Origin of the sequence: Intrasporangium calvum DSM 43043 (genome assembly GCF_000184685.1) — a bacterium.
GTDB lineage: Bacteria > Actinomycetota > Actinomycetes > Actinomycetales > Dermatophilaceae > Intrasporangium > Intrasporangium calvum.
Map to the genome: position 1 here is coordinate 1,461,600 of NC_014830.1, position 17,380 is coordinate 1,478,979.

At 70.9% G+C, this 17,380-nt stretch carries 17 protein-coding genes; 13 read left to right on the top strand and 4 right to left on the bottom strand.

All coding sequences use genetic code 11. The features are described 5' to 3' along the window. Positions 1-75: 75 nt before the first annotated feature. From INTCA_RS20285 to INTCA_RS06600, 6 genes are all read left to right on the top strand, one after another. Positions 76-1,494, top strand: a complete 1,419-nt coding sequence (locus INTCA_RS20285; protein WP_244859879.1) for a DEAD/DEAH box helicase — start codon at positions 76-78, stop codon at positions 1,492-1,494. A gap of 43 nt (positions 1,495-1,537) precedes the next feature. After that, a complete protein-coding gene (locus INTCA_RS06580; protein ID WP_013492140.1) occupies positions 1,538-2,098 on the top strand; it encodes a YqgE/AlgH family protein in 561 nt (186 codons plus the stop codon). Between the two features lie 29 nt (positions 2,099-2,127). Then, positions 2,128-2,958: a glutamate racemase gene (locus INTCA_RS06585; RefSeq protein WP_041308478.1), complete on the top strand. Its 831-nt coding sequence runs from the start codon at positions 2,128-2,130 to the stop codon at positions 2,956-2,958. Beyond that, on the top strand, positions 2,955-3,284 hold the full coding sequence (locus INTCA_RS06590) for a DUF3039 domain-containing protein (protein ID WP_013492142.1): 330 nt from the start codon (positions 2,955-2,957) through the stop codon (positions 3,282-3,284). Before INTCA_RS06585 ends, INTCA_RS06590 begins: the two co-directional genes overlap by 4 nt. Positions 3,285-3,375: 91 nt before the next feature. After that, entirely contained in the window at positions 3,376-5,133 is a 1,758-nt protein-coding gene (locus INTCA_RS06595) for a DEAD/DEAH box helicase (RefSeq protein WP_041307354.1), read from the top strand. A gap of 112 nt (positions 5,134-5,245) precedes the next feature. Further along, positions 5,246-7,102, top strand: a complete 1,857-nt coding sequence (locus INTCA_RS06600) for a bifunctional metallophosphatase/5'-nucleotidase (protein ID WP_013492144.1) — start codon at positions 5,246-5,248, stop codon at positions 7,100-7,102. Between the two features lie 111 nt (positions 7,103-7,213). Here the strand turns inward: INTCA_RS06600 and INTCA_RS06605 are convergent, their stop codons facing one another. Further along, positions 7,214-7,729, bottom strand: a complete 516-nt coding sequence (locus INTCA_RS06605; RefSeq protein WP_013492145.1) for an Lrp/AsnC family transcriptional regulator — start codon at positions 7,727-7,729, stop codon at positions 7,214-7,216. Between the two features lie 108 nt (positions 7,730-7,837). On the opposite strand from INTCA_RS06605, the gene hppD reads away from it, so the two are divergent. The 5 genes from hppD to INTCA_RS06630 all read left to right on the top strand — a co-directional run bounded on the left by hppD (position 7,838) and on the right by INTCA_RS06630 (position 12,472). Beyond that, the gene (gene hppD, locus INTCA_RS06610) at positions 7,838-9,070 is read left to right on the top strand and encodes a 4-hydroxyphenylpyruvate dioxygenase (RefSeq protein ID WP_013492146.1); all 1,233 of its coding nucleotides are present in this window, start codon (positions 7,838-7,840) and stop codon (positions 9,068-9,070) included. 99 nt (positions 9,071-9,169) lie between these two features. Then, the gene (locus INTCA_RS06615) at positions 9,170-9,601 is read left to right on the top strand and encodes an LLM class flavin-dependent oxidoreductase (protein WP_083807871.1); all 432 of its coding nucleotides are present in this window, start codon (positions 9,170-9,172) and stop codon (positions 9,599-9,601) included. 56 nt (positions 9,602-9,657) lie between these two features. Beyond that, the gene (locus INTCA_RS18605; RefSeq protein ID WP_052337982.1) at positions 9,658-9,849 is read left to right on the top strand and encodes a hypothetical protein; all 192 of its coding nucleotides are present in this window, start codon (positions 9,658-9,660) and stop codon (positions 9,847-9,849) included. Next, complete coding sequence (locus tag INTCA_RS06625; RefSeq protein ID WP_013492147.1) at positions 9,846-10,703, top strand: RDD family protein; 858 nt, start codon at positions 9,846-9,848, stop codon at positions 10,701-10,703. Before INTCA_RS18605 ends, INTCA_RS06625 begins: the two co-directional genes overlap by 4 nt. A gap of 176 nt (positions 10,704-10,879) precedes the next feature. Further along, a complete protein-coding gene (locus INTCA_RS06630; protein ID WP_013492148.1) occupies positions 10,880-12,472 on the top strand; it encodes a DHA2 family efflux MFS transporter permease subunit in 1,593 nt (530 codons plus the stop codon). Positions 12,473-12,488: 16 nt separating this feature from the next. Here the strand turns inward: INTCA_RS06630 and fahA are convergent, their stop codons facing one another. Together fahA and INTCA_RS06640 are read right to left on the bottom strand one after the other, a co-directional pair. Then, positions 12,489-13,718, bottom strand: coding sequence for a fumarylacetoacetase (fahA, locus tag INTCA_RS06635; protein ID WP_013492149.1), 1,230 nt, complete (start codon positions 13,716-13,718; stop codon positions 12,489-12,491). Beyond that, positions 13,715-14,584, bottom strand: a complete 870-nt coding sequence (locus INTCA_RS06640) for a hypothetical protein (RefSeq protein ID WP_013492150.1) — start codon at positions 14,582-14,584, stop codon at positions 13,715-13,717. Before INTCA_RS06640 ends, fahA begins: the two co-directional genes overlap by 4 nt. Before the next feature lie 91 nt (positions 14,585-14,675). On the opposite strand from INTCA_RS06640, the gene INTCA_RS06645 reads away from it, so the two are divergent. After that, on the top strand, positions 14,676-15,947 hold the full coding sequence (locus INTCA_RS06645; RefSeq protein ID WP_013492151.1) for a homogentisate 1,2-dioxygenase: 1,272 nt from the start codon (positions 14,676-14,678) through the stop codon (positions 15,945-15,947). Next, positions 15,947-16,654, top strand: a complete 708-nt coding sequence (locus INTCA_RS06650) for an IclR family transcriptional regulator (RefSeq protein WP_013492152.1) — start codon at positions 15,947-15,949, stop codon at positions 16,652-16,654. Before INTCA_RS06645 ends, INTCA_RS06650 begins: the two co-directional genes overlap by 1 nt. A gap of 13 nt (positions 16,655-16,667) precedes the next feature. Here INTCA_RS06650 and INTCA_RS06655 read toward each other — a convergent pair whose 3' ends face one another. After that, a complete protein-coding gene (locus tag INTCA_RS06655) occupies positions 16,668-17,378 on the bottom strand; it encodes an isochorismatase family protein (RefSeq protein ID WP_013492153.1) in 711 nt (236 codons plus the stop codon). Between the last annotated feature and the right edge of the window lie 2 nt (positions 17,379-17,380).

Below are 17,380 nucleotides of genomic sequence, written 5' to 3' on the forward strand. Positions count from 1 at the left end.
GCCGAGGCCGAGCGCCTCGATGCCGACACGTGGACCAAGGCCACGCGCAAGCCGGTCTCCGACGGCCCCGTCGAGGTGGCGGCCGACAACGGCTTCGCGGCGCTCGGGCTGTCCGAGCGGCTCGTCGAGCGGCTCGCCCGCGACGGCATCACGGCCCCGTTCCCGATTCAGGCGGCCACCATCCCGGACGCGCTCGCCGGCAAGGACGTGCTGGGCCGAGGCCAGACGGGGTCGGGCAAGACCCTGGCCTTCGGGCTGCCGATGATCACGCGCCTCGTCGAGGCGGGCCTTCGCCGGGCGCCGCGTCGTCCGCACGCTCTCGTGCTCGTCCCGACGCGTGAGCTCGCGATGCAGGTCTCGGACGCCTTGGAGCCGCTGGTCCACGTCGCTGGGCTGCGGCACAAGCTCGTCGCCGGCGGACTCAGCTACACGACGCAGATCGCGGCGCTCAACAAGGGCGTGGACATCCTCATCGCCACGCCGGGTCGGCTGAACGACCTGCTGGAGCGCGGCGCCGTGGAGCTCGACGACATCCGGATCACCGTCCTCGACGAGGCCGACCACATGGCGGAGATGGGGTTCATGGCGGAGATCACGACGAGCCTCGACCGGATCCCCGCCGAAGGCCAGCGACTCCTCTTCTCCGCCACCCTGGACAATGGGATCGATGCGATCGTCGAGCGCTACCTCACTGACCCGGTGATCCACTCGACGGACGACGCGACCGCCTCGGTCGAGACCATGGAGCACCACGTGCTGCTCATCGACCCCCAGCACAAGAAGGTCATCACCGCCGAGGTGGCCAACCGCCCGGGCCTCACGCTCGTCTTCTGCCGCACCAAGCTCGGCGCGGACCGCATCGCCACCCAGCTGCGCGAGCAGGGCGTTCTCGCCGCCGCGCTGCACGGCGGCCTCAGCCAGGGGGCCCGGAACCGGGTCCTCGGGGCGTTCCGCGACGGCTCGCTGCCGGTGCTGGTCGCGACCGATGTCGCCGCGCGTGGAATTCACGTCGACGACGTCTCGGTCGTGCTCCAGGTCGACCCGCCCGCTGACCACAAGGACTACCTGCACCGGTCCGGCCGAACGGCTCGGGCGGGAGACCGCGGCACCGTGGTCACCCTCGCGCTGCCGCACCAGCGCCGGACGATGGAGCGTCAGCTTCGTGAGGCCGGCGTCGACATCGTGGTGGTCAAGGCCGCGCCGGGTGACGCGATCATCGCGGCGACGGGCGCCACCGCTCCCAGCGGCATTCCGATTGCGGACGCTGACTTCGCGCGGCTCGTGGAGGGTCCCAAGTCGCACCGACGCGGCCCGGCGGGCGCACGTGGGCCACGCCCGGGTGCGCGCGGCGGTCACCGCCCCCACCAGAGGCGGGGTGACGACCGCGGCCAGCGTGCTCCTCAGGGCCGGGGCCGTGACGCCCGCGGAGGCGAGCCGCTCGTCGGTCGCTGGGGTGACGAGGACCGCCCGCGGGGCTCCCGCCGCAGCTTCTGACTCCCGGCGCGCTGCCCTCACCCGGTGTGGAAGGCTTGCTCTCGTGAGCTCGACCTTCCACACCGGCCGCCTCCTCGTGGCCACTCCCGCCGTCGAGGGGGACGTGTTCCACCGGTCGGTCATCCTCGTCCTCCATCATGACGAGGCCGGCGCGCAGGGCGTCGTCCTCAACAAGCCCCTCGCGGCGGAGGTGGACTCCGTGCTGCCCGGGTGGCAGCGCGTCGTCACGGCGCCGCATGTCCTCTTCCAGGGTGGGCCCGTCTCGACGTCGTCGGCGCTCGGCCTCGTCACCGTCCCGGGTGACGAGCCCGAGCCGCTCGGCGTCAAGCGGCTCTTCGGCTCGATCGGGCTCGTCGACCTCGACGTCCCCACCCCGGTCGTGGCGGCGGAGCTCGCCGGGATGCGGATCTTCGCCGGCTACGCGGGTTGGGAGGCCAGCCAGCTGGAGGGCGAGATCCTTCGAGGTGACTGGTACGTCGTCGACGCGGAGGCCCGGGACGCGTTCACGCCCGATCCCGGCGGCCTCTGGCGTGCCGTCCTGCGCCGGCAGCGTGACGGCCTCGCCTTCGTGGCGAGCTTCCCCGACGACCCTTCGATGAACTGATGGTGTCGTATGCCGCTGACCTCGCTCCCATGACCACGCGACCTCCCCGTCGGGTGGCGTTCGTCGACAGCGGCATCGGTCTGCTCGGCTACGCGGACGCGCTGCGTGCCCTGCGTCCGGACCTCGAGCTGGTCCTGGCGCTCGACCCGGACCACATGCCGTACGGGCCTCGCTCGCCGGGTGAGGTGAGGGAGCTGATCCTGGCGTCTGCTGCAGCGGCCGCTGAGCTCGAACCCGTCGCGCTGGTCGTCGCGTGCAACACCGCTTCGGTGCACGGCCTGGAGGCACTCAGGGCCGAGCTCGAGCCGGGGCTGCCCGTCATCGGCACGGTTCCCGCCATTCGGCCGGCGGCGACGACGGGCGGGCCGGTGTCGATCTGGTCGACGGCGGCGACGTCCTCCAGTGACTACCTCCGCGGCCTCGTCGATGCGTTCGCGTCCGAGGTCGAGACCCACTCGATCGCGGCACTGGGGCTCGCCGAGGCCGTCGAGGCGGTCGACCCCGCCGAGATCGACCGGGCGATCGGTGCGGCTCTGGCGGAGACCCCGGCGGACACCCGGGCGCTGGTCCTGGGGTGCACCCACTACGGCCTGGTGGCGGACCGGATCTCCGCGGCACTGAACAGCCGGGGGAGCGAGGTGACGATCTTCGACTCGCCCGTCGCCGTGGCGCGCCAGACGTTGCGCCGCATCGGTCTGGAGCCCGAAGAGGCGGCGGTGCCGACGAGAACCGCGCCCATCGTCCTGTTGAGCGGGCGACGAGGTGAGCTGCCCGAGCGGCTGCGCCTCTATCCGCAGGGCGCCCGCCTGCTCGGAGGCCCCGCCCCGGGCGCTGGCCCACGGCCTACACTCGCGTCATGACTGCGATGCCTCCCGATCCCTTCGAGAACGATCCGCAGCCGCTGCGCAGCACCGGCACCGCGACCATCGAGCGCGAGGAGGTCCGGGAGCAGCTGCAGGAGCCCGGCGACCACGAGCGGTTCTCGCACTACGTCCGCAAGGAGAAGATCCTCGAGAGCGCGCTGACGGGCGAACCGGTGGTCGCGCTCTGCGGCAAGATCTGGATCCCCGGCCGCGACCCGCAGAAGTTTCCCGTGTGCCCGGTCTGCAAGGAGATCTACGACGGCCTGCGTGACCCGCAGGACGGCGGTGGCGGAAGCGGCGGCGACGGAGGCAGCGGCGGCTGACGGTCGCCCCCGATACCACGACACCGAGGCCCTGCCCGCGAGGCGGGGCCTCGGCATGTCGTCCCGCGAAATCCCTTACGGTTGGGGGCCTATGAGTTCTGGGGCTGCGTTTCATCTGTCACCCGCCTTCCCGGAGCGGGCTGCGTGGGGTACCGCGAGCAAGCTGCGGGCCTGGCAGCAGGCGGCGCTCGACGCCTACCTGCGAGATGACCCGCGGGACTTCCTCGCGGTCGCTACCCCGGGCGCCGGGAAGACGACCTATGCCCTGCGGGTGGCGACCGAGCTGCTGTCCCGCGGTGTCGTCCAGCGGGTGACCGTGGTCGCACCGACCGAGCACCTCAAGACCCAGTGGGCCGACGCTGCGGCCCGGGTGGGGATCAGCCTCGACCCTCGCTTCAGCAACGCGGTCGGGCGCCACTCAGAGGACTACCACGGCGTCGCGGTGACCTATGCGCAGGTGGCTTCCCGCCCGGAGCTCCACCGAGAGCTGACCCAGTCGCGCCCGACGCTCGTCATCCTCGACGAGATCCACCACGGCGGCGACAGCAAGTCGTGGGGTGACGGCATCCGCGCGGCCTTCGAGCCGGCCGCCAGGCGGCTCTCGCTCACCGGCACACCCTTCCGCTCGGACACCTCGCCCATCCCGTTCGTCCGGTACGAGCTGGACACGGACGGCATCCTGACCTCCTCGAGCGACTACTCCTACGGCTACGCCGAGGCGCTCCGCGACGGCGTCGTCCGGCCGGTCCTGTTCCTCGCGTACGGCGGCAACATGCGCTGGCGCACCAAGGCCGGCGACGAGATCTCCGCGAGCCTCGGCACGCCGATGACGAAGGACCAGATCGCCCAGGCGTGGCGCACGGCACTCGACTCCAAGGGGGAGTGGATCGGCTCCGTCCTGGCCGCGGCGGACAAGAGGCTCACCGAGGTCCGACGCGGGGTGCCCGACGCCGGAGGGCTGGTCATCGCCTCCAACCAGACGCAGGCGCGGGCGTATGCCGCTCACCTCCGCGCGCTCACCGGCGAGGCTCCCACGGTGGTGCTGTCCGACGACGCGGGCGCCTCCCAGCGGATCGAGCAGTTCGCCGGCGACACGTCCCGGTGGATGGTGGCGGTGCGCATGGTGTCCGAGGGTGTGGACGTCCCGCGGCTCTGCGTGGGGGTCTACGCCACGTCCACGTCGACGCCGCTCTTCTTCGCCCAGGCCGTGGGCCGGTTCGTCCGGGCCCGGCGGAGGGGGGAGACCGCCTCGGTGTTCCTGCCCTCCGTCCCCGTGGTCCTCGACCACGCGGCGCGGCTCGAGGAGCAGCGCGACCACGCCCTGGACCGCAGACCGGCGGCCGAGGACGACGTCGCCGCGATGTGGGCGGAGGAGCAGGCGCTCATCGACGAGGCCAACCGCGAGGTGCGCAACGTCGGCCCGGACGAGGGGGTCTTCGAGGCGCTGGAGTCGGACGCCCACTTCGACCACGTGCTCTTCGACAAGCAGCAGTGGGGGATGCATGCCCAGGTGGGGTCGCAGGACGAGGAGGACTACCTCGGGCTTCCGGGGCTCCTCGAGCCGGAGCAGGTCGCCGCGCTGCTCCACGAGCGGCAGCGTCGGCAGGTCAAGCGGGCCCCGAAGCCGGACGGGCCGGCTCCGGTCGCCCAGCACCGTGCGCTCGCGGCCCAGCGCAAGGAGCTGAACCAGCTCGTGTCTGCGTACGCGCGACAGAAGGGCTACCCGCACGCGAACGTCCACCTGGACCTCAGGCGGGCGTGCGGCGGCCCCGACCTCGCGGCGGCGTCCTCCGAGCAGGTGGCGGAGCGGATCGACAAGGTCCGCAACTGGCTCGTCGGCCGTCGCTGAGTCTCACCAACAACAGGGGTCAGCCTCGTCAGGTTCTGCCAGGACGCAGATCCCCGGACGACCGCACTGAGGACTAGCGTCGAGCCCGTTCACTGCCGGCGAGATGCAAGGGATGCTCATGACGAACGACCTGTTCGAGTCCGAGACGACGCGACGACAACTGCTCACCCTGGCCGCTGTCGGCGGCGCCGGACTGTTCACCGTGGCCGGGGCCTCCACCTCGGCCGCGCAAGGGCGCGGCGACGGCAGCAACGGCAAGCCGTTCCGCCTGACGGTTCTCGGCACGACGGACCTGCACGGCAACGTCTTCAACTGGGACTACTTCAAGGACGCGAGCTACAGCGACTCCAGGGGAAACCACGTGGGGCTCGCCAAGGCCGCCACGCTCATCCAGGCGGTCCGAGTCGAGCGCGGCGCGGACACGTGCATCACCCTCGACGCCGGGGACACCATCCAGGGCACGCCCCTCGCGTACTACTACGCGAAGATCGACCCCATCACCCGCGGCTCGAAGCACCCCATGGCCGAGGCGATGAACCTCGTCGGCTACGACGCCGCAGCCCTCGGCAACCACGAGTACAACTACGGCCTCGACACGTTGCACACCTTCGAGAGCCAGCTCAACTTCCCCCTCCTGTCGGCCAACTCGGTCGACTGGGACTCGGGGCAACCCGTCTTCCGACCGTACGTCATCAAGACCATCCAGGTGCCGGGGTCCAAGCCGATCCGGGTCGGCATCCTCGGCCTCGTCACTCCCGGCGTCGCGATCTGGGACAAGGCCAACGTCGAGGGCCGCGTGCGGTTCCCGGGCATCGTCGAGCAGGCCAAGGTCTTCGTTCCGCGCCTCAAGGCGGCCGGAGCGGACATCGTCATCGTCTCGGCGCACTCCGGCGCCGACACGTCGTCGTCCTATGGTGACGCCCTGCCCTTCCCGGAGAACGCGAGCACGCTGCTCGCCGAGCAGGTGCCCGACATCGACGCCATCCTGGTTGGTCACGCTCACCGGGAGATCCCGCAGCGCCTCGTCACGAACGCCCAGACCGGGCGAGACGTCCTCCTCTCGGAGCCGCTCTACTGGGGGATGCGGGTCACCGTCATGGACCTCGACCTGGTGAAGGTTCGCGGACAGTGGCGGGTCGCCTCCTCCTCGGCCACGACGCTCAACTCCAACACCGCGCCAGAGGACGCTGAGATCGCCGCACTCCTCCGGTCCTCGCACGAGACGGTGCGGGCCTACGTCAACAGCGTCATCGGCACGTGCACCGAGGCCATGTCCGCGGCCACGTCGCGCTACGAGGACACGGCTGCGATGGACTTCATCAACCTCGTCCAGGCCGAGACGGTCAAGGCGAGCCTGGCCGGCACCGCTGGGGATGGACTGCCGGTCCTGTCCATCGCGGCGCCGTTCAACAAGAACGCGGCGATCCCCGCGGGCGACGTCACGGTCCGCGACGTCGCGGGGCTGTACATCTACGACAACACCCTCCTCGGCATCGTCCTCACCGGTGCCGAGGTCAAGGACTACCTCGAGCAGAGCGCGGTCTACTTCAAGCCCGTTCCCGGGCCGGGCACCTACCCGGCGGACGCCGTCACCAACGCTGTCACCACCAACGCGCCGAACGGCACCCCGGACTACAACTACGACATCATGGGTGGGCTCGATGCGGCCCTGACCTACGACATCGACCTGACGCAGGCCGTCGGGTCGCGGATCAGCGGCCTCTCCTATGCCGGCGCGCCGATCGACGTCGACGGCGAGTTCGTCGTGGCGATCAACAACTACCGCCAGTCCGGAGGTGGGAGCTTCCCCCACGTCACGACGGCTCCGGTGGTCTACAACCGGCAGGTCGAGATCCGCCAGCTGATCATCGACTGGGTCACGGCTCGCGGGGTCGTCGACCCGCCGTCGTTCGCCAGCGTCGACTGGCGGCTGGTCGCCGGCACGACGCCCCTGACGATCACCCCCTGACCCCAACGATCGAAAGAGCAGTTTCTCCCCGCCTGAGAGCGCCCGTGACCTCGCGCGCGAACGGGGAGAAACTGCTCTTTCGATCAGACGGGGGAGAAACTGCTCTTTCGATCAGGCGTTGAGCAGGTGCTCGACGAGGGGCACGACGCGGTGGTCGAGGCGAGTCGCGAGCGAGATCACCGTCGAGGCACGGGTCACGTGCGTGTCGTCGACGACCTGGTCGATGACCCGCTGCAGGTCGGCGTTGTCCCGGCCGACGATGCGGATCAGCACATCCCCGGAACCGGTGATGGTGTGCGCCTCGAGGACCTCCGGGATGGCAGCCAGGTGGTCGACGACGGGGGAGTGGCCGCCCTTGCCCTGTCGGATCTCCAGCGTGCAGAAGGCGGTCACGGGATAGCCCAGCGCCGCCGGGTCGACGTCGGGGGCCATGGACCGCAGCACGCCCCGTGCCTGGAGTCGGTCGAGCCGCGCCTGGACGGTGCCTCGGGCCACGCCCAGCCGCCGGGACGCGCCGAGGACACCGATCCCGGGCTGCGTGAGCAGGAGCAGGAGGATGCGGCAGTCGAGGGCGTCGACCGGCGCCTTGGCGCCGGCTGGTGAAGTCGGGGACGGCTGGAAGGTCATGGACAAAGTGTCCGGTACTCAGCGGCATACGGCCAGCACTGTGTGCATGCTGCCCACTTTGTGCGGATTCTGTTGACCGATCGGGCCCGGTTTGCGACCCTCCCGCCCATGACCTCCGACACCCATCTCGACCTCACCGACCAGGAGCGCGAGGCCAGCCTCGACCTCGAGCAGCTCAAACAGCTGGTCGGGCTCGTGGAGTACGACGAGGACAAGGACGTCTTCCCGGTCACGGGATGGGACGCCATCGTCTTCGTCGTCGGCAATGCCACGCAGACCGCTCACTATTACCAGAGTGCCTGGGGGATGGAGCTCGTCGCCTACTCGGGACCGGAGCACGGCAACCGCGACCACAAGGCCTTCGTGCTCCGGTCCGGCTCGATCCGCTTCGTCGTCAAGGGTGCAGTCAGCCCCGACAGCCCACTCGTCGAGCACCACGCGAAGCATGGCGACGGAGTCGTCGACATCGCCCTCGAAGTCCCTGACGTCGACCGCTGCATCGTCCAGGCGCGGCGTGCGGGCGCGACCGTCCTCGAGGAGCCGCACGACCTCACCGACGAGCACGGCACCGTGCGCGTCGCGGCGATCGCGACCTACGGGGAGACCCGCCACACGCTGGTCCAGCGGCACGGCGCTGCGGGCCCCGGCTCGGGGTACGCCGGCCCCTACCTGCCGGGCTACCTCCCGGCCCAGTCGGGCTACATCAAGCGCGACGGTGCGCCCAAGCGCCTCTTCCAGGCTCTCGACCACATCGTGGGCAACGTCGAGCTCGGCAAGATGGACGAGTGGGTCGGCTTCTACAACAAGGTCATGGGCTTCGTGAACATGGCCGAGTTCATCGGCGACGACATCGCCACCGACTACTCCGCCCTGATGTCCAAGGTGGTGGCCAACGGCAACCACCGGGTGAAGTTCCCGCTCAACGAGCCGGCCATCGCCAAGCGCAAGAGCCAGATCGACGAGTACCTCGAGTTCTACCGCGGCCCGGGGGCCCAGCACCTGGCGCTCGCCACGAACGACATCCTCACAACGGTGGATGCGCTCCGAGCGGAAGGCGTCGAGTTCCTCGACACACCGGACACCTACTACGACGACCCCGAGCTGCGAGCGCGGATCGGTGAGGTGAGGGTGCCGATCGAGGAGCTGAAGAAGCGCAAGATCCTTGTCGACCGGGATGAGGACGGCTACCTCCTCCAGATCTTCACCAAGCCGCTCGGGGACCGCCCGACGGTCTTCTTCGAGGTCATCGAGCGGCACGGCTCCCTCGGCTTCGGCAAGGGCAACTTCAAGGCTCTCTTCGAGTCGATCGAGCGAGAGCAGGACAGACGCGGCAACCTCTGACCGGGCCACCCGCCGTATGCCGCTGGGCCCGCCCTCCGAGGGAGGGCGGGCCCAGCGCGTGGTCGGTCTTCCCTCGGCGATGGCCGCGGAGGAGCATAGTTGCAGTGGGAACTCGGCGCGCTCATCCTCCAGACCGAACCGTGGTCTTGTGCAGCTGGGCGGTGGCGCGCTATCGAGGAGTGCGGCGTCGATAGGGCCTACGTCGCGGACCACCTGACCCATCCGGCCATGGTGGGCGAGTGGATCCCCGACCCGTGGGTGACCCTCGGCGCCGCGGCGGCCGTGACGACTCGGCTCGGTCTGGGGACGCTGGTGGCCTCCGCAGCAACCCGGTCGGCGGTCCTGCTCGCCCGCGCCGCCTCGACGGTGCACGACATCAGCGGTGGACGGTTCGTGCTCGGTCTGGGGGCGGGCACCGCGTTCGACGCCAAGGCAGAGCGCGGCGCCGAGGAGAGCCCCGGCATACCGTCGCGCCGGTTCGCGGACGTCGTGCACGGGCTCAAGGCCGTCTGGGCCAGGTCGCCACCCTGACCGAGTCCTGCGAAAGGGTCGGGCGCGACCCGGCGACCCTGAGCCGCTCCGTCCTCGTGGGCTACGCCGGATACCGGCCACTCGAGTCGGTCAGTTCCATCGAGGACGAGGCGGCGGCTGCCGAGGCGGCTGGTTTCGACGAGCTGTGCTTCTACTGGCCGACGGACGTGATCGGCGGGGTGCTGGCTGCAGACCTCGACGTCGTGCGTCAGGGGGTCGCCGCCGTTCATGGCAGAGTTGGGGTATGACGCAGCAGCCCTCCGGGTGGTACGACGATCCCAGCGACCCCACGATGCTCCGCTACTGGGACGGGGTGACCTGGACCAGCCACACGGCGCCGAGGAAGTCGCCGACTGCCTCGCAGTCCACCATCGGGCACGCTGACCAGGCCCCGACGACGCCCCTGCCTCAGGGCGGCTGGCGGGCCCACAGTCCTCAGCCGGGACCGCCGCCGCAGTACCCCGGCGATTACCCGGGCGCCGGACAGCAGAACCCCTACGGGGGCCAGAACCCCTACGGCGGGCAGTACCCGGTCGCGCCGCAGCCGCAGGCCTGGATGCGTGGTCCCGTCACGGCGGACGGCGTGCCGTTGGCCTCGTGGGGCAAGCGGTTCGGCGCCTGGCTCATCGACGGGCTCATCCTCGCCGCCCTGTCGTACTTCGCCCTCCAGCTCTTCGCGCCGGGCTACTGGGACACGGTGCAGCAGTTCGTCGACCTCGCAAGCACCGGGGACCAGACCGCCGTGGAGGGTCAGATCGGCAAGCTCACCGAGGAGTCGCTGAAGGCATCCATCGTCACCTGGCTCACCATCACGGCCTACTGCGTGGCCTTCTGGACGACCACTTCGCAGACCCCGGGGAAGATGGTGCTGCGGATCAGCGTCCGCAGGGCCGATCGACCGGGAGCCCTCGACCTCGCAACGGCTCTACGCCGTCGACTCCTCAGCCTGATCCAGCTCATCCCGTTCATCAGTGGCATCTACGCCGTCATCTGGCTCCTGGACGGGTTGTGGCCCCTGTGGGACAACCAGCGCCAGGCCCTGCACGACAAGGTCGGCGCCACCCAGGTGGTCGAGGGCAGGCAACCCCGCCGACCGAGCTGAGCCCCACGCACCCCCTGTCGCGATAACCCTTTGCGATGAAGGGCAGGCTCCCGGGGACAATGGCGTGTGCGCCGGGCCCCGGTCTGCGGGGCCGTCGCCGACGGCCGTCCAGGCCGCCCTCCACCACCGATCATCTCCACCACCTTGGGGGACCTGTGTCAGCTTCACCCGACTCGATGGCGACCGCACCCGCGGCGCCGTCCGCTCACCCCGACAAGATCGATGCTGCCGTGCTCAAGGTGGCGGGCGTCGTCGTCCTCGGCTCCATCATGTCGATCCTCGACATCACTGTCGTCAACGTGGCGCTGCCGACGTTCGTCCAGGCCTTCTCGACGAACCCGGCTGACCCGCTCCCGTACTCGACGGTGGCCTGGACCATCACTGCCTACACGCTGGCGCTGGCAACGGTCATCCCGCTGACCGGCTGGGCGGCCGACCGCTTCGGCACGAGGCGGCTCTACATGCTGGCCCTCACGCTGTTCACGCTCGGGTCCGCGCTCTGCGCAACCGCAGACTCCATCGGCATGCTGATCGTCTTCCGTGTCCTGCAGGGCCTCGGCGGCGGCCTGCTCATGCCCCTCGGCATGACGATCCTGACCAAGGCCGCGGGGCCGCAGCGCATGGGACGGCTCATGGCCATCCTCGGCGTCCCGATGCTGCTCGGCCCGATCTTCGGGCCGATCCTCGGCGGCTGGCTCATCGACCACTACTCGTGGGAGTGGATCTTCCTCATCAACCTGCCGATCGGGGCCGCCGCCGTCGGCTACGCGTGGTTCGCGCTGCCGAAGGACCGCCCGGAGCCGTCGGAGTCGTTCGACGTCGTCGGCATGCTCCTCATGTCGCCCGGTCTGGCTGCCTTCCTCTACGGCGTGAGCTCGATCCCGGGTGAGGGCACCTTCTTCTCGGCGAAGGTCGGCGTGCCGGCAACCGTCGGCGTGGTCATGCTCGTCGCCTTCGTGCTCTACAGCTTCCGACCCAGGCACCCGCTGCTCGACCTTCGCCTGTTCGCCAACCGCAACCTCACGGTCGCGACGGTCACGATGTTCCTCTTCGCCGCGTCCTTCTTCGGGGCGCTCTTCCTCGTGCCGACGTACTTCCAGCTCGTGCGCGGCGAGCTCCCAGTCGACTCGGGCTGGCTCGTCGCTCCGCAGGGCGTGGGCGCCATGGTCACGATGCCGATCGCGGGGGCGCTCGCCGACCGGTTCCCGGTCGGACGGATCGCGCCCTTCGGCCTGGTGCTCATCGTCGGCGGCATGTTCGCCCTGACGCAGGTGACGGCAGACACCTCGTACTGGGGCTACCTCATCCCCGTTCTCTTCGTCATGGGTCTCGGAATGGGCGCGACGATGATGCCCATCATGACGTCGGCACTCAAGACGCTCACGTCCCACCAGGTGGCCCGTGGCTCGACCTTGCTCAACATCACCCAGCAGGTGGCGAGCTCGATCGGGATCGCCGTGATCTCGGTCGTCTACACGAACATGCTCGCCCAGAAGCCACTCGCCGGGCCGGCCATCGCCTCCTGGCGGAACCCGTCCATCGCCGACCAGATCGGCGGGCCGGCCGGCGTGGCGCAGGGCCTGGGCCAAGCGGCAGACGCCTTCGGCGACACGTTCCTCGTCGCGGCGGTCCTCGTCACCCTCACGCTCGTTCCGGCACTGCTGCTGCCGCGCCGGCGCGAGCCCTCGCACCTGCTCGATGACGTCTCGGCGAGCGCCGCGCCCAGCGACGACCCGGACCTGAGGGCCGCCAACCGCGTCCTCCACTGAGGACGCGGTTGGCGGCCTAACGGGCCGGGCGGATCGTCCCGGAGACCTCGCCGAGGGCGATGCGTGCGCCGTTCGGCCCGGGAGCCCAGCCCTTCATGGTGACGGTGTCACCGTCCTCGAGGAAGCCCCGGCAGGTGCCATCGGCGAGCGTGAGCGGCTCGGTACCGTTCCAGGTCAGCTCGAGGAGACTGCCCCGGGCGCCTTTCTCCGGACCGCTCACGGTCCCCGACCCGAGAAGGTCTCCGCTGCGCACCGACGCCCCGTTGACGGTCAGGTGGGCCAGCATCTGTGCAGGCGCCCAGTACATCCCTGCGTACTCGGGCCGAGACACGACCGTGCCGTTGAGGTCCACCTCGAGGTGGATGTCGAAGCCGGTCGCCTCCCCGGCGAGGTAGGGCAGGACGGGCGGCTCGGTCTGCCCCGGGAGCGGCACCCGTGCCGCGCGGAGCGCGTCGAGCGGAGTCACCCAGGCGGAGATCGACGTGGCGAAGGACTTCCCGAGGAAGGGGCCCAGCGGGACGTACTCCCACGCCTGGATGTCGCGGGCGCTCCAGTCGTTGAGGAGGACGACGCCGAAGAGGTGGTCCTCCGCATCGCCCACCGAGACGCTGCTCCCCAGCTCCGTGGGACCACCGATGACGTAGCCCAGCTCGGCCTCGATGTCGAGGCGGAGGCTCGGCCCGAAGGACGGGGCGGGGTCGGCCGGCGCCTTGCGCTGGCCCCTGGGTCGGACGACCTCGGTGCCGGAGACGACGACCGTCCCGGAGCGGCCGTGGTAGCCGATCGGCAGGTGCTTCCAGTTCGCTGGAAGCGCGGGACTGTCGGGACGGAAGATCTGGCCGACGTTCGACGCGTGGTTCTCGCTGGCGTAGAAGTCGACGTAGTCGGCCACCTCGATCGGCAGGTGCAGGGTGACGTCGCTGAGCGGGAGCAGGTGCGGCTCGACGCCCGCGCGGTGGACCTCGTCCGTGAGGATCTCGGTGAGCCACTCCCGGGCCGTCGTCCACGCGGGCCGACCCAGGTCGAGGAAGGCGTTGAGGCTCCGCGTCTGCCAGGCCGATGCGAGGTCGGGGCCGTCGCCCACGAGCCCGGCGTCCCGGCCCACGGCGGCAACGGCGCCCGCGTCGAGGACCAGGTCACCGATCCGGACCCCCACCCGCGGCGGGCCGCCGACGGAGAAGACGCCATAGGGGAGGTGGTGGATGCCGAAGGGGTGGTCGGTCGGCAGGTCGAGCCACGTGATCACGCAGTGGTCCTTTCGGGGAGGAGGCCGAGGGCCTCCAGCTCGGTGAGGGGGTCGAGGACGCCGCAGCAGCCGAAGCCCGTGAACGAGGCGCGCAGGCGATCGACGCGCTCGCCGTCGAGGACGGTGACGCGACCGACGAGGTGCTCGACGTCCGTGATCGACAGGAGGGTGGCCAGATCATCGGCCTCGGCCCCGTCGAGGGCCTCGTCCGTGGCGACGAGGACGTTGAGGAGCCCGTGCATCGGCTCGCCTCCGTGGTCGCCCCGGACCACGTGGTGCAGGCCGCCGGTCAGCTTGAAGGCCAGGCCGCGCAGGACGGTCGCGTCGAGGAAGGCAGCCAGGGCGTTCTCGTCGGGCCACGCCCAGGTCGGGGTCGCCCCGGTGCGGAACTTGGCCCGGACATCGGGTCCCGAGTCGACCGCCCGCGCGATGTCGTCCAGGGCCCACTCCTGTTCCACCCCGAGTCCCACCTCGACGACGACGGGCACCCCGAGACCGACGGCTCGGCGCCACTCCTCGCTCCACCCGACCTCGACGCTCGCCACGTCGACCGACGGCCGGTCGCGGAGGTGCTCGACGCCGTCCACCAGGGGCCCGAGAGATCCCCCCGGTCGGACGATGAGGCCCACCCGCAACGGGCGGTCCGCTGGGCGGGGGTCCGCCTCGGCGAGGGCGGCGACCTCAGCCGCAGCGGAAGCGGGCACGAGGAGGGGACCGAGCCCAGCGGCATACGGCCCGTCCCGGAGGTCGAGGTGCTCGCGAACGGCCACGTCCGTCGGGGCGAGCCCGGGAGGGAAGACCGCTGCGTCGTCGACGAGATGGTCGAAGAGCCGCGCCTGGTGCGGGAAGCCGGTCGACCTTGACATGAGCCGGAGCGTACTCCAATGTGTCAATGGAGAGACACCGACGTCCGGAAATCGGACGTGCGGCCAGTCCCTGAGCGACCGAGAGGGAGAGATGGCGTACTACCGGGCGGCCGGGAACATCCCGCCGAAGCGGCACACCCAACACCGCCGCGCCGACGGCGAGCTCTACTTCGAGGAGCTGATGGGGGAGGAGGGCTTCTCGTCCGACTCGTCCCTCCTCTACCACCGCAACATCCCGTCGACCGTCTCTGCTTCCCGAGTGTGGGACGTCCCCGACCAGTCGACGGCACCGAACCACCCGCTGACGCCGCGTCACCTCAGGCTGCACGACCTCTTCGACGACGCCGCTGTGGCCGCGACCGACGTCGTGACCGGCCGACGGCTCGTCCTGGGCAACGGAGACGTCCGGATCTCCTACGCCGTGGCGGGACGGCCCAGCCCGTGGTACCGCAACGGCATCGGCGACGAGTGCGTCTACGTCGAGCGCGGCGCCGCCCGCGTCGAGACGGTGTTCGGTGCGTTCGAGGTCGCCGAGGGCGACTACGTCATACTCCCGCGCGCGACCACCCACCGGTGGCTCCCGGTCGAGGACGCCGCGGACCCGCTCCGCGCCTACTGCATCGAGGCGAACAGCCACATCACCCCGCCGAGGCGCAATCTCAGCAGCTACGGCCAGCTGCTGGAGCACGCGCCCTACTGCGAGCGCGACCTGAGGGGCCCCGCCGGCCCGCTCTTGGCCGAGGACGTCGGCGCGGACGCGGCAGCCGAGACCGACGTCTACATCAAGCACCGCGGCAACGGGCCCGGCGGAGTGGTCGGGACCGTCCACACGCTGCCCTTCCACCCGCTCGACGTCGTCGGCTGGGACGGCTGTCTCTATCCGTTCGTCTTCAACATCCGGGACTTCGAGCCCATCACCGGCCGCGTCCACCAGCCACCCCCGGTGCACCAGGTCTTCGAGGCGACGAACTTCGTGGTGTGCAACTTCGTCCCCCGCAAGGTCGACTACCACCCGCTCGCCATCCCGGTGCCCTACTACCACTCCAACGTGGACAGCGACGAGATCATGTTCTACGTCGACGGAGACTACGAGGCCCGCAAGGGCTCCGGCATCGGGCGCGGCTCGATCTCGGTCCACCCCGGCGGACACGCCCACGGGCCGCAGCCGGGGGCGACCGAGGGCTCCATCGGCGTCGAGTACTTCGACGAGCTCGCCGTCATGGTCGACACGTTCCGGCCACTCGAGCTCGGAGAGGCCGGTCTCGCTGCCGACGACGGGATCTACGCCCTTTCGTGGTCCCGGGGCGCCGGCCAGCTGGGGAGCGGAAACCCCAGCCCGGGCCCCGCCCGTTCCGAGCGCTGATGAGCGAGCGGGCCGAAGCGGCCGACCACCCCCCACGCGGCACCCGCGCACCTGAGACCTCGAAAACGCTCGACCGGGGGATCCGGCTGCTCGAGGTGCTCGCCCGTCCGGACCTCGGCGGCGGGCTGACCATCACCGAGCTCGCTGCCCAGCTCGACGTCGGTCGGCCGGTCGTCTACCGTCTGGTCACCGCCCTCGAAGCGCACCACCTGGTCGCCCGGCGCCCCAACGGGCGGGTCCGGCTCGGCCTCGGTGTCAGCCGGCTCGCTGCCGCGGTGCGGCCCCTCGTGCGGTCCGAGGCCCGGCCGATCCTCCAGGAGCTCGCCGACGCCGTCGGTGCCACCGCCCACCTCACCGTCGCGGAGGCGGACGAGGCGCTCGCCCTCGTCGTCGTCGAACCCACGTGGACCGACTTCCACGTCGCCTACCGGGCCGGCACGCGCCACCCGCTCCACCTGGGGGCGGCCGGACGAGCCATCCTCGCGGGTCGGTCCGGGTCGTCCGAGCTCGTCATCTCGGGTGGGGAGATCCAACCCGGGGCGCACGGGCTGGCGATCCCCGTGCTCGCCGCCGCCACCGACGCCGGCGAGCCGGAGCGCGTCGTCGATGCCTCGGTCGGCGTCGTCGCGCTCGGGCCCATCGACCCCGTCACGACCCGGCCCCGGCTCGAGCGCGCTGCTCGGGCGTTGTCCACCGTCCTGCGGTGACGACCGCGCGGCGTCAGTCGGCCAGCCGCGGCGCCCCCGTGAGGCGTACCCCAGCCCCGCCGAGCTGCCTGAGGGCTGCGTCGGTCGTGGTTCTGGCGACGCCAGCGGTGAGGTCGAGCAGGACCGTCGTCTCCAGCCCCTCACGCCGTGCGTCGAGGGCCGTGGCGCGGACGCAGTGGTCGGTGGCGATGCCGACGACATCGACCTGTGAGACGCCCCGCTCCTCGAGCCAGGCCGCGAGCGTCGCCTGCTCGGCGTCGGTGCTGCGCCCCTCGAACCCGCTGTAGGCGGCGGCGTGCTCGCCCTTGCGGAAGACGGCCTGCACCGAGCCGAGCGCGGGAGCGAGCGCGGGATGGAACGCCGAGCCAGAAGTGTCGGCGACGCAGTGCACCGGCCACGAGTCGACGAAGTCGGGGGACGGGGAGAAGTGTCCGCCCGGGTCGACATGCCAGTCTGCCGTCGCGACGACGGCGTCATAGTCGCCGGCGTGATCCTCGACGTGGTCCGCGATGGAGGCCGCGACGGCGGCGCCGCCGGCCACCGCAAGGGAGCCGCCCTCGCAGAAGTCGTTCTGGACATCGACGATGATGAGCGCGCGCCGGCGCCCGGCGGGTCGGCTCGGGGTCGAACTCGGGGTCGAACTCGGGGTCGAACTCGGGGTCAAGCCCGCGCCGGGGCTCGGCCCGGCACCGGGGATCGGAGCGGGAACTGGGCTGTCGGACATCG

Excerpts from the sequence above, each read along its gene's own strand:
- INTCA_RS06585 (WP_041308478.1), top strand. The coding sequence starts at position 2,128 with ATGACCACGCGACCTCCCCGTCGGGTGGCGTTCGTCGACAGCGGCATC.
- INTCA_RS06590 (WP_013492142.1), top strand. The coding sequence starts at position 2,955 with ATGACTGCGATGCCTCCCGATCCCTTCGAGAACGATCCGCAGCCGCTG.
- INTCA_RS06595 (WP_041307354.1), top strand. The coding sequence starts at position 3,376 with ATGAGTTCTGGGGCTGCGTTTCATCTGTCACCCGCCTTCCCGGAGCGG.
- INTCA_RS06600 (WP_013492144.1), top strand. The coding sequence starts at position 5,246 with ATGCTCATGACGAACGACCTGTTCGAGTCCGAGACGACGCGACGACAA.
- INTCA_RS06605 (WP_013492145.1), bottom strand. The coding sequence starts at position 7,729 with ATGACCTTCCAGCCGTCCCCGACTTCACCAGCCGGCGCCAAGGCGCCG.
- hppD (WP_013492146.1), top strand. The coding sequence starts at position 7,838 with ATGACCTCCGACACCCATCTCGACCTCACCGACCAGGAGCGCGAGGCC.
- INTCA_RS06625 (WP_013492147.1), top strand. The coding sequence starts at position 9,846 with ATGACGCAGCAGCCCTCCGGGTGGTACGACGATCCCAGCGACCCCACG.
- INTCA_RS06630 (WP_013492148.1), top strand. The coding sequence starts at position 10,880 with ATGGCGACCGCACCCGCGGCGCCGTCCGCTCACCCCGACAAGATCGAT.
- INTCA_RS06640 (WP_013492150.1), bottom strand. The coding sequence starts at position 14,584 with ATGTCAAGGTCGACCGGCTTCCCGCACCAGGCGCGGCTCTTCGACCAT.
- INTCA_RS06645 (WP_013492151.1), top strand. The coding sequence starts at position 14,676 with ATGGCGTACTACCGGGCGGCCGGGAACATCCCGCCGAAGCGGCACACC.
- INTCA_RS06650 (WP_013492152.1), top strand. The coding sequence starts at position 15,947 with ATGAGCGAGCGGGCCGAAGCGGCCGACCACCCCCCACGCGGCACCCGC.
- INTCA_RS06655 (WP_013492153.1), bottom strand. The coding sequence starts at position 17,378 with ATGTCCGACAGCCCAGTTCCCGCTCCGATCCCCGGTGCCGGGCCGAGC.